The organism is Streptomyces sp. NPDC056835, from assembly GCF_042789485.1.
GTDB lineage: Bacteria > Actinomycetota > Actinomycetes > Streptomycetales > Streptomycetaceae > Streptomyces.
The window spans coordinates 330,775-346,223 of the sequence record NZ_JBHUBB010000003.1; the positions used below are offsets into that span (position 1 = coordinate 330,775).

At 71.6% G+C, this 15,449-nt stretch carries 6 protein-coding genes and 1 pseudogene; 3 read left to right on the plus strand and 4 right to left on the minus strand.

Translation table 11 applies throughout. The features are described 5' to 3' along the window. Nucleotides 1-3 precede the first annotated feature (3 nt). Complete coding sequence (locus tag ACFRMN_RS05700; protein ID WP_383013707.1) at nt 4-6,171, plus strand: type I polyketide synthase; 6,168 nt, start codon at nt 4-6, stop codon at nt 6,169-6,171. A gap of 131 nt (nt 6,172-6,302) precedes the next feature. Further along, a complete protein-coding gene (locus tag ACFRMN_RS05705) occupies nt 6,303-7,487 on the plus strand; it encodes a cytochrome P450 (RefSeq protein WP_383013710.1) in 1,185 nt (394 codons plus the stop codon). Nucleotides 7,488-7,573: 86 nt separating this feature from the next. Here the strand turns inward: ACFRMN_RS05705 and ACFRMN_RS05710 are convergent, their stop codons facing one another. The 4 genes from ACFRMN_RS05710 to ACFRMN_RS05725 are packed head-to-tail and all read right to left on the minus strand — an operon-like array spanning nt 7,574 to nt 11,514. Continuing rightward, nucleotides 7,574-7,774 carry a ferredoxin gene (locus ACFRMN_RS05710; protein WP_383013712.1) on the minus strand — a complete coding sequence of 67 codons (201 nt, stop codon included), beginning with the start codon at nt 7,772-7,774 and terminating at the stop codon, nt 7,574-7,576. A gap of 41 nt (nt 7,775-7,815) precedes the next feature. Beyond that, complete coding sequence (locus ACFRMN_RS05715; protein WP_383013715.1) at nt 7,816-8,991, minus strand: cytochrome P450; 1,176 nt, start codon at nt 8,989-8,991, stop codon at nt 7,816-7,818. A gap of 51 nt (nt 8,992-9,042) precedes the next feature. Further along, nucleotides 9,043-10,098: a DegT/DnrJ/EryC1/StrS family aminotransferase gene (locus tag ACFRMN_RS05720; RefSeq protein WP_383013718.1), complete on the minus strand. Its 1,056-nt coding sequence runs from the start codon at nt 10,096-10,098 to the stop codon at nt 9,043-9,045. 12 nt (nt 10,099-10,110) lie between these two features. Further along, nucleotides 10,111-11,514, minus strand: a complete 1,404-nt coding sequence (locus ACFRMN_RS05725) for a glycosyltransferase (RefSeq protein ID WP_383013720.1) — start codon at nt 11,512-11,514, stop codon at nt 10,111-10,113. Between the two features lie 277 nt (nt 11,515-11,791). On the opposite strand from ACFRMN_RS05725, the pseudogene ACFRMN_RS05730 reads away from it, so the two are divergent. Beyond that, a pseudogene (locus ACFRMN_RS05730) lies at nt 11,792-15,430 on the plus strand (type I polyketide synthase); the annotation flags it as partial. Nucleotides 15,431-15,449 lie beyond the last annotated feature (19 nt).

Consider the following 15,449-nt stretch of genomic DNA (forward strand, 5'->3'; position numbering starts at 1 on the left):
ACGATGCCGGACGAAAAGAAACTCGTCGATTACCTGAAGTGGGTCACGACGGATCTGCACCAGACCCGCCAACGACTCGAAGAGGCCGAATCCGGCCGCCACGAACCGGTGGCGATCGTCGGGATGGGATGCAGGTTCCCCGGCGGGGTCCGGTCCCCCGAGGACCTGTGGGAACTGCTCGCCGAAGGCTGCGGCGCCATCTCCGGATTCCCCGAGGACCGCGGCTGGGACCTGGACGCGCTCGCCGGTGACGGAGAGGGACGCAGCGCCACCCAGGAGGGCGGCTTCGTCCACGACGCGCCGCGGTTCGACCCGGGATTCTTCGACATCTCGCCACGCGAGGCCCTTGCCATGGACCCGCAGCAGCGACTCCTCCTGGAGGTGGCCTGGGAGGCCATCGAGCGCTCCGGCATCGACCCGGCCACCCTGCGCGGCAGCAGGACCGGCGTGTTCGTCGGCACCAACTCCCAGGACTACGCGCACCTGGTGCTCGCCTCGCGTGACGACATGGGCGGCTACGCGGGCAACGGCCTCGCGGCGAGCGTCATGTCGGGCCGGCTGTCCTTCGTCCTCGGACTCGAAGGCCCCGCGGTCACGCTCGACACCGCGTGCTCGTCCTCGCTGGTGACCCTGCACCTCGCCGCGCAGGCGGTACGCAACGGCGAATGCTCACTGGCGCTGGCCGGCGGGGTGACCGTGATGGCCACCTCCTCCAGCTTCGCCGGATTCAGCGTGCAGGGAGGACTGGCCGCCGACGGGCGCTGCAAGGCGTTCTCCGACGCGGCGGACGGCACCGCCTGGTCCGAGGGCGCGGGTCTGCTGGTCGTCGAGCGGCTGTCAGACGCCCAGCGCAACGGACACCCGGTTCTCGCGGTGCTGCGCGGCAGCGCGGTCAACCAGGACGGCGCGTCCAACGGTCTGAGCGCGCCCAACGGCCCTTCCCAGCAAAGGGTGATCCGCCAGGCGCTGGCCGGCGCCGGACTCTCCCCGTCCGATGTGGACGCGGTCGAGGCGCACGGTACGGGCACGACGCTGGGTGACCCGATCGAGGCGGGCGCCCTGCTCGCCACCTACGGCCAGGACCGCGAACCGGACCGTCCGCTATGGCTCGGCGCGGTCAAGTCGAACATCGGACACACCCAGGCGGCGGCGGGCGTCGCGGGGGTGATGAAGATGGTGCTCGCGCTCCGCAACGGCGTGCTGCCCCGGACGCTGCACGTGGACGCGCCCTCCTCGCATGTGGACTGGACGGCCGGTGACGTACGGCTGCTGACCGAGCCGGTGACGTGGCCGGAGAGCGACCGGGTGCGGCGCGCCGGGGTGTCGTCGTTCGGCATCAGCGGCACCAACGCGCATGTGCTCATCGAGCAGGCGCCGCCCGCCGAGGCGGCGGACGAGCCCGGGCCCGCGCCCGGCGTCACGCCGAAGGCCGTGCCCTGGCCGGTGTCGGGCCGCGGCGGGGCCGCGCTCGACGCGCAGCTCGACCGGATCCGCGCCTTCGCGCACGCGCGCGGCGGCGACCCGCTCGACCTCGGCTTCTCGCTCGCCACGACCCGTACCGCGTTCGAGCACCGCGCGGTGCTGCTGGCCACCGCGGACGCCGAGGACGGGGCGCCCGTCGAGGTGGCGCGCGGGGTCCCCGGCAAGGGCGCGCTCGCCGTGCTCTTCTCCGGCCAGGGCTCGCAGCGCGTCGGGATGGGCCGGGAGCTGTACGCGCGCTTCCCCGTCTTCGCGGAGGCCCTGGACGCCGTACTGGCCCTGCTGGACGGGGAGTTGGACCGTCCGCTGCGCGAGGTGATCTGGGGCGAGGACGCGGACGCGCTGAACGACACGGGCTTCACCCAGCCCGCGCTGTTCGCCGTCGAGGTGGCGCTGTACCGGCTGGTCAGCTCCTGGGGCGTCACACCGGACTTCCTCGCCGGGCACTCCGTCGGCGAGATCACGGCCGCGCATGTGGCCGGGGTGTTCTCGCTGGAGGACGCCTGCCGGCTGGTCGCCGCGCGGGCCCGGCTGATGCGGGCGCTGCCCGCCGGTGGCGCCATGGTCGCCGTACGGGCCACCGAGGACGAGATCACGCCCCTGCTGACCGACCGTGTGTCGGTCGCCGCGGTCAACGGTCCCGACGCGGTGGTAGTCTCCGGCGACGAGACCGCGGTGCTCGACCTCGCGGCCCGGCTGGCGGACGAGGGCCGCAAGACCACCCGGCTCGCCGTCAGCCACGCGTTCCACTCGCCGCTGATGGAACCCATGCTCGACGCGTTCCGCGCGGTCGTGGCGGGCCTGGCCTTCCAGGAGCCGTCCGTACCGGTCGTCTCGAACCTGACCGGCGAGGTGGCCACCACCGGCGAACTCACCGACCCCGGCTACTGGGTGCGCCATGTCCGCGAGGTCGTACGGTTCGGCGACGGTGTGCGCGCGCTCGCCGGGCGCGGCGTACGGACCTTCCTGGAACTGGGCCCGGACGCCGTGCTCTCCGCCCTCGTAACGGAATCCGTCCAGGACCCGGCCGTGACGGCGCTGCCGGTCCTGCGCAAGGACCGGCCCGAGGAGACCGCGGCCGTCACCGCGCTCGCCGGGCTGTACACCCGCGGTGTCGCGGTGGACTGGGCCCAGCTGTTCGCCGGTACGGGCGCGCGCCGGGTGGAGCTGCCGACGTACGCCTTCCAGAGCGAGCGGTACTGGCCCACGGTCCGCGCGGTCAGCGGCGACGCCTCGGGTCTCGGCCTGGTGGCCGCCGGGCATCCGCTGCTCGGCGCCACCGTCACGATCGCCGGGTCGGACGAGATCGTGCTCACCGGCAGGCTGTCGGCGCAGTCGCATCCCTGGCTCGCCGACCACCGGATCTCCGGCCGGATCGTGCTGCCCGGCGCGGCCTTCGCGGAGCTGGCGATCCGGGCCGGCGACCAGGCGGGCCTGGACCGCGTGGCGGAACTGACCCTGTCCGCCCCTCTCGTACTGACCGGTCGCGACGCGGTCACGGTGCAGGTACGGGTGGGCGCGCCGGACGACTCCGGCAACCGGGCGCTCACAGTGCACTCCCGCCCCGCCGACCGCGACACGGACGGCTGGACTCCGCACGCCCGAGGTGTGCTCACGACGGCCGGACAGGCCGAGGAGACCGGCGGATTCGACACCGCCGTCTGGCCGCCGCGCGACGCCAGGCCGGTCGCCCTGGACGGACTGTACGAACGGCTCACCGGAGCCGGCCTGGCCTACGGGCCCGTGTTCCAGGGCCTGTCGGGCGGCTGGCGGCGCGAGGGCGAGATCTACGCCGAGGTGGCGCTGCCCCCGGTGGCCGAGGACGCCGGCGCGTTCGGCATCCACCCGGCGCTGCTGGACGCCGCCGCCCGCGCGGCGGGCTTCCTCGACCCCGACGGCGCGCCCGCCGCCGTCCCGGTGTCCTGGAGCGGACTGACCCTGCACGCCGCGTCGGCTTCCGCCCTGCGCGTACGGATCACCGCGACCGGCCCGCAGGAGGTGGCGCTGAGCGCGGTCGACACGACGGGCGCCCCGGTGCTCTCGGTCGATTCGCTCGTTCTGGGCCCGCCCTCCGGCGAGCCCCGGCAGGCCGCTTCCACGACCGGCGGCATCGAGCGCGGCTCGTTCCTCACACTCGACTGGGTGCCCGTCCCCGAGCCGGTGGCCGCCACCGGCACCCGCTGGGCGGTCGTCGGCGTCGACGAACTCGACCTGGGCTACGCGATGCACCGCGCCGACGAGACCGTCAGCGCGTACGCGGAGTCCCTGACCGGCGCGGTCGGCGACAGCGGTGTCGCCCCCGATGTCTTCCTGGTGCCGGTGGTCGGCGACCCGGCGGCGGCCGGACCCGAGTCGGTGCGCGCCCTCACCACCTTCGCGCTCGGCCTCCTCCAGGAGTGGCTGAACGAACCGTCGCTGTCCCGCGCACGGCTGGTCTTCGTCACCCGGGGCGCCGTCGCCGTCGACGGCGAGGACGTCAAGGACGTGGCCGCCGCCGCCGTCTGGGGCCTCGTACGGTCCGCGCAGACCGAGAACCCCGGCAGCTTCCTGCTGGTCGACATGGACGACACGTTCCTGTCGGCGGGCGTCCTGCCCGGTCTGCTCGGCCTCGACGAACAGCAGCTGGTCGTCCGCTCCCACACGGTCAGGGCCGGCCGGCTCACCCGGCTGCCCGAGATCGACGAGACGCCCGCGACGGACGGCGCGGCGCGCCCCTGGGACCCCGAGGGCACCGTACTGATCACCGGCGGAACCGGTGGCCTCGGCAAGGAACTGGCGCGCCATCTGGTCGCCGAGCACGGCGTACGCCATCTCCTGCTGGCCAGCAGGAGCGGCCAGGAGGCCCCGGGCGTGCCGGAACTGCTCGCCGCGCTGGCCGAGCGGGGCGCCGAAGTCTCCGTGGTCTCCTGCGACCTGGGCGACCGGGAGTCGGTGACCGCGCTGATCGCCGGGGTGCCCGAGGAGCGCCCGCTGACCGCCGTCGTCCACACCGCCGGTGTGCTGGGCGACGCGCTGACCGGCTCACTGACGCCGGAGCTGCTGGAGCGCGTACTGCGGCCGAAGGTGGACGCCGCCTGGTATCTGCACGAGGCGACCCGCGATCTCGATCTGGCCGCCTTCGTGCTGTACTCCTCCGTCTCCGGTGTGCTGGGCGGCCCCGGCCAGGGCAACTACGCCGCGGCCAACGCCTACCTGGACGCTCTCGCCCAGCACCGCAGGAGCGAGGGTCTGCCCGCGGTCTCCCTCGCCTGGGGACCCTGGGGCCGGGGCAGCGGCATGACCAGCCATGTCAGCACCGCCGACCTGGAGCGGATGGCCCGGGGCGGTATGCCGCCGCTGGCCATCGACCAGGGCCTGGCGCTCTTCGACGCCGCGCTCGTCCGGAACCGGGCCACGGTGGTGCCGACCCGGATCAATGTCGCCGGACTCCAGGAACAGCAGGCCCTGCCGGCGCTGTGGCGGGAGCTGGTACCCCGTACCCGCCGCTCCGCCGCCGCGGCCGACCGCTCGCCGGTCACCCTGCGCGAGCGGCTGCGGCACCTGGCCGCGGCCGAGCAGGAGAGCCTGCTCACCGAGCTGGTGGTGGGCTACTCCGCCGCGCTCCTCGGCCACCCCGACCCGAGCGGTGTCGACCCCGAACGCGGCTTCCTGGAGCTGGGGTTCGACTCACTGGTCTCCGTCGGGCTGCGCAACCAGCTCGCCGAGGCGCTTGGGCTGCGGCTGCCGAGCTCGGTGGTCTTCGACAACGCGACCCCCGTGAAGCTCGCCCGCTGGCTCCACGGGGAGCTGGCCGGGCAGCTCGCCCCCGGCACCCCGGGCACCGCCGCCGGAGCTCCCGCCGCCGCGCGTGGCACCCAGAACCCGGACGAGACACTGGAGGGCCTGTTCTACGCGGCGGTGCAGGCCGGAAAGATGGTCGAGGGCATGCGCATGCTCAAGGCCGTCGCCAACACCCGCCCCACCTTCGAGACCCCCGCCGACCTGGAGGAACTGTCGGCGCCCGTCGTCCTGGCGGACGGTCCGAGCAGCCCCCGGCTGGTCTTCGTCAGCGCCCCGGGCGCCACCGGCGGCGTACACCAGTACGCGCGCATCGCGGCGCACTTCCGCGGCAAGCGGCATGTCTCCGCCCTGCCGCTCATGGGGTTCGCCCCCGGTGAGCTGCTGCCGGCCACGAGCGAGGCCGCGGCCCGTATCGTCGCGGAGAGCGCCCTGCACGCCAGCGACGGCGAACCCTTCGTCCTGGTGGGCCACTCGACGGGCGGCTCGCTCGCCTATCTGGCCGCGGGCGTACTGGAGGAGACCTGGGGCATCCGCCCCGAAGCGGTGATCCTGCTGGACACCGCGAGCATCAAGTACCAGCCGGGCGAGGGCAAGGACCTCGACAGGACCACCCGGTACTACCTGGCCGACATCGACTCGCCGTCGGTGACGCTGAACAGCGCCAGGCTCTCCGCGATGGCGCACTGGTTCATGGCGATGACCGACATCGAAACGGTGCCCACCACCGCGCCGACGATGCTGGTCCGGTGCGTGGAGTCGCTGGACGGCTTCCTGTTCGACACCGCCGGCGTCCCCGCGGACGACATCCGCGAGATCCAGGCCAACCATCTGTCCCTCGCCAAGGAGCACTCCGCGCTGACGGCGCGGACCATCGAGGAGTGGCTCGGCGGCCTGCCCGCCGGCGAGGCGTAAGCCCCTGGCGGGGCCGGGCGGGGCGGCGGTCGTACGAGGCCGCCCCGCCCGGTCCCGCCCCACAGGTAACGGGCCCCGGGGAACAACGGACCCGCGCACCACCGTCCGACCGTCCAGAGGAGAGACCCCCCATGACCACATCCCAAGAGCTGCCGTCGCTCAGGGGCGTGCCGCCCACCGTGCTGCGGCTGAGCCCGCTGCTGCGCGAACTCCAGACCCGGAGCCCCGTCTGCAAGGTGCGCACCCCCGCAGGCGACGAGGGATGGCTGGTGACCCGCCACGCCGAACTCAAGGAACTGCTCCGTGACGAGCGGCTGGCCCGTGCGCACCCCGACCCGGCGAACGCCCCGCGCTATGTCCAGAACCCGTTCCTGGACATGCTCGTCTCCGACGACGCCGAGCTGGCGCGGAAGCTGCACACCGAGACCCGCGCGATGCTCACCCCGAACTTCTCGGCCCGGCGCGTGCTCAATCTGATGCCGAAGGTCGAGGCCATCGCGGAAGGCCTGCTGGAGAGCTTCATCGCCCAGGGGCCGCCCGCCGATCTGCACGGCGGGTTCTCCCTGCCGTTCTCGCTGTCCGTGCTCGGCGAACTCATCGGTGTGCCCGCCGAGGACCGGGGCCTGCTCGTCACCCTGCTGTCCCGGATGGGCGGGCTGGACGACCCGAACACCGTCCAGGGCGGACAGCAGGACCTCTTCGGCTATCTGGTGGAGCTGGCGGGCCGTAAGAGGGCCGAGCCCGGCGACGATGTGATCTCCCGGCTGTGCGTGAACGAGCCCTCGGACGAGCGCATCGGGCCGATAGCCGCCGGAGTGCTCTTCGCCGGCCTGGAGGCCGTCGCCAGCCATATCGACCTCGGAGTGGTGCTGTTCACCCTCTACCCCGAGCAGCGCGACGCGGCGCTGGGGGACCCGAAGCTGATGTCGGGCGCCGTGGAGGAGATCCTGCGCTCGGCGAAAGCGGGCGGCTCGGTGCTGCCTCGGTACGCCACCGAGGACGTCGAGATCGGCGGGGCCACCATTCGATTCGGTGATCTGGTCCTGCTCGACTTCACCCTCTCCAACTTCGACACCCAGGTCTTCGACGACCCCGAGCTGTTCGACATCACCCGCTCGCCCAACCCGCATCTGACGTTCGGCCACGGGATGTGGCACTGCATAGGCGCGCCGCTGGCCCGTATGCAGCTGAAGACGGCGTACACCCTGCTCTTCACGCGCCTGCCCGAGCTGCGCCTGGCCCTCCCGGTCGAGGAGCTTCAGGTGCTGGGCGGCCAGCTCTCGTCCGGGCTCACCGAACTGCCGGTCACCTGGTAGCACGGCCGGTCCCGGCCGGACGGCACAACGGGCTCTGCCCCCACCGCCGGTGGGGGCAGAGCCCGTTGTGGGCGCGAGTCCGCCGCTCAGTCTTCCTTCACGGTGATCGCCTGGGACGGGCAGATCAGCCCCGCCTGCCGTGCGGCCTCCCGCCCCGGCTCGTCCGCCGGCTCCTCCAGGACCAGGACGATCCCGGAATCGTCCTGGTCGAAGACATCGGGAGCCGACAGCACGCACTGCCCCGCTCCCACACAGCGTTCGGTGTCCACGCTGATGTGAACCATCATTCCTCCGTCGGTTTCCTGCGGTCGTGCGGGCGTCGCCCGGTCTACCAGCGGACGGGCAGGGCGTGCAGCCCGTACAGCACTCCGTCGTACTTGAGCGGCAACTCCTCCACCGGCACGGCCAGTTCCAGCGTCGGGATCCGCTCGAACAGCGTCCGGTAGGCGATGTCCATCTCGACCCTGACCAGGTTCTGGCCGAGGCACTGGTGCACTCCGTACCCGAACGCCACATGCGAACGGGCGGACCTGCTCGGGTCGAACTCGTCGGGGCGGTCGAAGACGGTCCCGTCGTGGTTGGCCGCGGCGACCAGCGGGATGATGCCCTCGCCCGCCCTGATGAGCTGCCCGCCGATCTCGACATCCTCGACGGCCACCCGGAAGGCGACCAGATCGGCGACCGAGTAGTAGCGCAGCAGCTCCTCCACCGCCCGCTCGTCGCCGATCCACCGCGGGTTGGACAGCAGCGTGACCACACCGAGTCCGATGTTGTTCGCCGTCGTCTCGTGCCCGGCGATCAGCAGCAGCATCGACACACCGGACAGTTCCTGCTTGCTCAGCGTCCCCTCGGCCAGGAGCTGACTGATCAGATCGTCGCCCGGCCGCTTCTGCTTGATGGTGATCAGCCGGTTGAGATAGCGCAGCAGCGCCATGGACGCCGCCTGCCGCTGCTCGTCCGTGGAGGTGAGCGTCACCAGCACCCGGGTCTTGGTCTCGAAGAAGTCCCGGTCGGCGTTGGGCACCCCGAGCAGACTGGAGATGACCAGGGACGGCACGGACAGCGCGAAGTCCGCGATCAGATCGGCGGTGTTCCCCGCCGCGAGCATCGCGTCGATACGCTCGTCGACGATCTGCTGGATGGCCGGCCGCATCTCCCTGACCTTGCGGACGGTGAACTCGGGAATCAGCGTCTTGCGGAACCGCCCGTGCTCCGGCGGGTCCAGTGCCACGAACCAGCCGGGCACCTCGTCCTGGGACGGGACCCCGCCGGTCTTCGCCGCCCGGGGGAAGCCCGGATGCGAGGGGTTGGAGCTGATCCGCGGATCGGTGAGGACCGTACGCACGTCTTCGTGCCGGGTCACCAGCCACACCTGGACGCCGGAGGGCAGCGTCGTGCGCACCAGTCCGTCCTGCTCGCGGAAGTCCTGGTACTCCGGTGGCGGAAAGGTCCGGCCGGGCCGCCGCAGCGGGAAGGCGACCGGGCACCTGTCGGTAGTCGTCATCTTCTCAATTCCCCTGGGGATCGGAACGTCACAGGTCGCAGGTCACACGCCCTAGCCGCCGTAGAACTTGCGGATCTTTCCCGTGATGAACTCCTGGTCCTCCGCGGTGAGCCCGGTGTGGGTCGGGAGGTAGAAGCCGTCCTCGCTGAAGCGGCTGGCCTTCAGCGAGGGCCAGTCGGGGTGGAGGTAACCGGGCTGCCGGCTCATCGGCTTGAAGAAGAGCCGTGTCTCGATGCCCTCGTCGGCGAGGAAGTCCCGCAGCTCCTCCCGGCGTTCGGCCCGCAGGTCATACATCCACAGCACATCGCGCGGCGGCATCAGCGTGATCCCGTCGATACCGCTCAGGCCCTCGTCGTACCGCCGCTCGATCTCCCGGCGGGTCTCCAGGATCGTGTCCAACTGCTCGGTCTGCGCCAGGGCGACGGCCGCCTGCATGCTCGTCATACGGAAGTTGTAGGCCAGCTTCTTGTGCAGGAAGCTGTGGTCCTTGGTGAAGGCCATCGCCCGCAGATGCGCCATCTGATCGGCGAGGTGCTGGTCGTCGGTGAGACAGATACCGCCCTCACCAGCGGTGATGATCTTGTTGGCGAAGAGCGAGAAGCAGGCGATGTCGGCGACCGGCCGCACGCCGTGCGCCTCGGCGGAGTCCTCCACGACCCGCAGGTTGTACTCATGGGCCAGATCCATGATCTTGTCCATGTCGCAGCGGCGGCCGTAGATGTGCACCGGCATGATCACCTTGGTGCGGGGGGTGATCTTCTCCTCGATGAGCGAGACATCGATATTGAGATCGTCCCCGCAGTCCACGAAGACAGGCGTGGCACCGGTGTAGGTCACCGCCCACGCCGTCGCGATCATCGTGAACTCGGGAACGATCACCTCGTCGCCCGGGCCGACTCCGAGGGCGCGCAGAGCCAGCGTGAGCGCCGTCGTACCGGACGAGCAGGCGACGCCGTACGCACTCCCGTTGTAGTCGGCGAACTCGCTCTCGAACTTGCGGACGTAGGGCCCCTGCGAGGAGATCCAGCCGTCGCTGACGGCGTCCGTCACATATTCGAGCTCACGCCCGCCGAGCCAGGGCTTGGACACAGGATGGGTGTATGACATGGAAGGCCTCGATCAGTCGGTGGCGGGAGCGGGCTCGGTGAGGGCCGGAAGGCCCAGAATCAGATCCGCGGCGGCGGACCGGCCGCCCGCGGCGCGCAGCAGCTCCGCGAAGTGCTCGGCGCGCTCACGGAACGCGCTGTCGTCGAGCACCCGCGTGAGCTTGTCGAACACATCATCCGGATCGACGGTCTCCGGACGGTCGAGGGTCAGGCTGACCCCGAAGTCCTGGCCGCGGATCGCCTGGTCGTCGCAGTCGACCCAGAGCGGACGCACCACCAGCGGCTTACCGAAGTACAGTCCCTCGTGGTAGCCGTTGCCGCCGGCGTGGGTGAAGAAGACCTTGACGTTCGGATGGGCCAGCACATCCAGCTGGGACGGGACCCAGTTCTCGATCCGCAGACCGTCCGGCAGTTCGTCCCGGTGCGGCAGCAACTCCTGCTGCTCCTTGGGCAGTTTCCACAGGACCGCGTGCTTGCCCGCCAGCCGCCGCGTCACGTCCACCAGCGCGCCGACCTGTTCCCTGGTCAGCCGGGTGATCGTGCCGAACCCCATGTAGACCACGGACTCCTGGGCGTCGAGCCAGTCGGACAGCCCGTCGTCCTCCGGCGCCTGCGGCAGCGGCGGCACCATCGCGCCCACCAGCCGCATCTTCTCCGGCATCGGGAACGGATAGTCCAGCTCGGGCACCGAGTAGCAGAGCACCATCTCGGCATGGTCGATCCTGGCCATCATCTGGCGCGCCTCGGGCGCGATCCCCAGCTCGGTGCGGATCCGGTTGTCCTCCTCGACCACCTTGCGCATCGAGGACGTCATGAACATCCCCAGCGTCCGCAGCCGGAACAGCTGGTTCTCCACCCGCTGAGCGAACGTCATGTCCAGCGGCAGCCCCGAGTGCGGCACCGGGAAGCCGCCCGGCGTGTACGACGTGGCGAACGGCACATGCGAGGTGAGCACATTGCTCGGCACGAACGGCACGCCCAGCACGAAGGGAATCTTCTTCGTGATGGCCAGCTCGTGCCCGAACTGGCACATCGACTCGATGACCATCAGGGCCGGCTTCACCTCATCCACAATGGCTTCGAGGCGCTTGTACTTCTCCACCCGCGACTCCGGGGCGAAGGAGTGCTTGATGACCGCGCGATGCGCCTTGAACCGCGAACGCTGGGTCACCTCCCGATAGGTCTCGTCGTCCCAGGTGACGGCCGACATCTGAGACACCACACCGCCCAGTGAAGCGAACTCCACGGGCGTTCCCACTTTGGCCGCCCCGATATCGGAGCGCCCCTTTTCGTCGGTGGCGAACCACAGATCCTCCACCCCGCGGCGGGACAATTCCTCCGCCAGTACGAGAAGCGGGTTGAGAAGACCGCTTTCGGCATAGCTGACGAACAGGATCGGCCGCCGAATCGAGCCCATGGACAACACCCTTCGGAAGTGGCAGCCGGAGCGTTCGGTGCCACAGGTACCCACACGGCCGGTCGCCGGGTGGCCGCGCCGCGCGATGAAGCGGAACAGTTACTTGGTCTCACACCACGCTCCGGAGAATCCCTAGTCTTCCGCCGGGGGCCGCTGAATTCCTTAGGGAAAAGTACAGCCTTGACGCCCATACGATCCGGCACGGAGAGGTGTCCGAGGCCCGACTTTCCTAGGGGTGTGCAACGTCATGACGATCGGAGCCGACGAAGACCCGGTAGTGGTCGTCGGGATGGCATGCCGCTGTCCGGGAGGGGTGCGCTCCCCCGAGGAGCTGTGGGAGCTGGTCCTGAACGGCCGTGACGCGATCTCCGGCTTCCCGGCGGACCGCGGCTGGGATCTGGACGCGCTGGCCGGCGAGGGACCGGGCCGCAGTGTGACCCGCCACGGCGGATTCCTGCACGACGCGGCCGACTTCGACGCCGCGTTCTTCGGGATGTCACCCCGCGAGGCGGTGTCCACGGACCCGCAGCAGCGGCTGGTGCTCGAAACCGCCTGGGAGGCCGTCGAACGGGCCGGGATCGATCCGTACGCGCTCAACGGCAGCCGCACCGGCGTGTTCGTCGGCACCAACGGCCAGGACTACGCCACCGTCACCGAGCGGTCCGGGGAAGACCTGGCGGGCCACGCCATGACCGGACTCTCACCCAGCGTCGCGTCCGGACGGCTCGCCTACACCCTCGGTCTCGAAGGGCCGGCGGTTACCGTCGACACCGCTTCCTCCTCCTCGCTGGTCGCCCTGCACTGGGCCGCGCGCTCCCTGCGCGCGGGGGAGTGCACGATGGCGCTGGCCGGCGGCGTCACCGTGATGTCCACCCCGGTCGGCTTCGTCGGCTACTCCCGGCAGGGCGGGCTGGCCCCCGACGGACGCTGCAAGGTGTTCTCCGACGACGCGGACGGCACCGCGTGGGCCGAGGGCGTCGGCATCGTCGTACTGGAACGCCTCTCCGACGCGCGCGCCCACGGGCACTCCGTACTCGCCGTCATCCGTGGCAGCGCCATCAACCAGGACGGCGCGTCCAACGGACTGACCTCCCCGAGCGGCCGGGCGCAGGAGAACGTCATCCGTCAGGCGCTCGCCGACGCGGGCCTCACCGGCGCCGATATCGATCTGGTCGAGGCACACGGCACCGGTACGAAGCTGGGCGACCCGATCGAGGCGCAGGCGCTGCTCGCCACCTACGGCCGCGACCGTGCCCCCGGACACCCGCTGCGGCTCGGCTCCCTCAAGTCGAACATCGGGCATGCCCAGGCGGCGGCCGGGGTCGCGGGCTTCATCAAGACGGTGATGGCCATGCGCCACGGACTGATGCCGCGCACCCTCCATGTGAACAAGCGGACCTCCCAGGTGGACTGGTCGGGCGGCGCCGTCGAGCTGCTGACCGAGCCGGTCCCGTGGCACGCGGACGGCCGGCCCCGGCGCGCGGGCGTGTCGTCGTTCGGCATCAGCGGCACCAACGCGCATCTGATCGTCGAACAGGCCCCGGACACGGGCGAACCGGCCCCGTACGCTCCCGTGCACGGCACCGCCCCCGCCGTGGTGCCCTGGCCGGTCTCGGCCAGGACCGAAGCCGCGCTGAAGGACCAACTGGCCCGGCTCACGGACTTCGTGGCCGGCGCCCCCGGCCTCGCGCCGGCCGACATCGGCTACTCCCTGGCGACCGGCCGGGCCGCGCTGCGGCACCGGGCCGTACTGCTCGCGGACGGCGAGGGCGTCACCGAAGCCGCCCGCGGGGAGGCGGGCGACGGCACCACCGCGATTCTCTTCTCCGGTCAGGGCAGCCAGCGCCTGGGCATGGGGCGCGGACTGTACACACGCTTCCCGGTCTTCGCCCGCGCCCTCGACGAGGTACTGACCGAGCTGGACGGACATCTCGGCCGGCCGCTGCGTGAGGTGATGTGGGGCGACGACCCGGAGACGCTGAACCTCACCGGCTGGACCCAGCCCGCGCTGTTCGCCGTCGAGACGGCGCTGTTCCGGCTGATGGAGTCCCTGGGCGTGCGCCCCGCCGTGGTCGGCGGCCACTCGATCGGCGAGATCACGGCCGCGCATGTGGCCGGGGTGTTCTCGCTGGCCGACGCCTGCCGACTGGTCGCCGCGCGCGCCGGGTTGATGCAGGCGCTGCCCACGGGCGGCGCGATGATCGCCGTACAGGCCACCGAGGACGAGACCCTTCCGCTGCTCGCGGGCCGCGCGGACCGGATCTCCATCGCCGCCGTCAACGGGCCCGCGTCCGTCGTCGTCGCGGGCGAGGAGACCGCGGTCCTGGAGATCGCCGCGCACTTCACCGGCCTGGGGCGCAAGACGAACCGGCTGTCGGTGTCGCACGCCTTCCACTCGCCGCTGATGGACCCGATGCTCGCGGATTTCCGTCGCGTCGTGGAAAACCTCACCTTCCACGAGCCGGCCGTACCGGTCGTCTCGAACCTCACCGGCGACCTGGCCGGCGCACGGTTGGCCACCCCCGACTACTGGGTGCGGCATGTACGCCAGGCCGTGCGCTTCGCCGACGGCGTCACGGCGCTACGTGACGAGCACGTGGACGTCCTGCTGGAGCTGGGCCCCGGAAGCGTGCTCTCCGCGATGGCCAAGGACAGCCTCGGCGAGGCCGCCCGGCCCATGACCGTCGTACCCGCACTGCGCAAGGACCGTACGGAGGAAGCCGCCCTCGTCGCCACACTGGGCCGGCTGCACACCGCCGGAGTCCCGGTCGACTGGCGGGCCTTCTTCGCGGACACCGCCGCCCGCCGGGTCGAACTGCCCACCTACGCCTTCCAGCACGAGCGCTTCTGGCCGGCCCCGCCGGCGGCCGGCGCGGGCCACCAGGGCGCGGGCGCCACCGGACACCCCCTGCTCGGCGCCACCCTCGAACTCGCCGACGGCGAGGGCCTGGTGTTCACCGGGCGGCTCTCCACCCGCACCCACCCCTGGCTGGCCCAGCACGCGATCGCCGGGCGGATCACGCTGCCGGGAACCGCCCTGCTGGAGCTGGCGATCCGGGCCGGCGACGAGACGGGCTGCGACCGGATCGAGGAACTGACCCTCACCGAACCGCTCGTCCTGCCCGAGCACGGCTCCGTACGGCTGCAAGTACGCCTGAGCACGGCGGACGGCATCGGCTGGCGCACCGTCACCGTCCACTCCAGGCCGGAGGGCGCCGTCCACGAGCCATGGACCCAGCACGCGACCGGCGTCCTGACCCCGGTCGCCGGCGAGCCGCGCACCGCCGCGGACCTAGGTCCTGTCCGGCCGATCTTCGCGGGTCCGCGACGCCAGGCACGCCCGCTCGCCGCGTTGTCGGAGTCGCCCGAGTACGTGCAGTACACGGGCGATCCTCCGCCTTGCGATCGCACGCGCCGGACGCCGCGGCCTGATCCACGTAGATCGACCGGACAGGACCTCGGCTTCGGTACGGGAGCCTGGCCGCCCGAGGGCGCCGAGCCGGTGGACCTGGCGGACCACTACGAACACCTCGCCGACCGCGGCTTCGACTACGGCCCGGTCTTCCAGGGCCTGCGGGCACTGTGGCGGCGCGGCGCCGAGACCTTCGCCGAGATCGCCCTGCCCGCCGAGGTGGCGGACGCGGAGGCGTACGGACTCCACCCCGCCCTGCTGGACGCGGCCCGGCACGCCGTCATGACGGACGACGGCACTCTTCCCGACCGCTGGCGAGGGGTGTCCCTGCACGCCTTCGGGGCCTCCGCGCTGCGCGTACGGCTCGTCCCGCGCGATGACGGCGGTGAGGGTGGTGGCGGCGCCGGTGGTGACGGCGAGGGCCGTGTGATGGAGCTGACGGCCGCCGACTTCGCCGGGACCCCGGTGCTCACGGTCGAGACGCTGCGCGTACGCCCGCTGACCGCGAAGGAGCTGCTGCCCG

What these genes read in the sequence shown, in the direction of transcription:
- ACFRMN_RS05700 (WP_383013707.1), top strand. Translation starts at nt 4, where the DNA reads ATGCCGGACGAAAAGAAACTCGTCGATTACCTGAAGTGGGTCACGACG.
- ACFRMN_RS05705 (WP_383013710.1), top strand. Translation starts at nt 6,303, where the DNA reads ATGACCACATCCCAAGAGCTGCCGTCGCTCAGGGGCGTGCCGCCCACC.
- ACFRMN_RS05710 (WP_383013712.1), bottom strand. Translation starts at nt 7,774, where the DNA reads ATGATGGTTCACATCAGCGTGGACACCGAACGCTGTGTGGGAGCGGGG.
- ACFRMN_RS05715 (WP_383013715.1), bottom strand. Translation starts at nt 8,991, where the DNA reads ATGACGACTACCGACAGGTGCCCGGTCGCCTTCCCGCTGCGGCGGCCC.
- ACFRMN_RS05720 (WP_383013718.1), bottom strand. Translation starts at nt 10,098, where the DNA reads ATGTCATACACCCATCCTGTGTCCAAGCCCTGGCTCGGCGGGCGTGAG.
- ACFRMN_RS05725 (WP_383013720.1), bottom strand. Translation starts at nt 11,514, where the DNA reads ATGGGCTCGATTCGGCGGCCGATCCTGTTCGTCAGCTATGCCGAAAGC.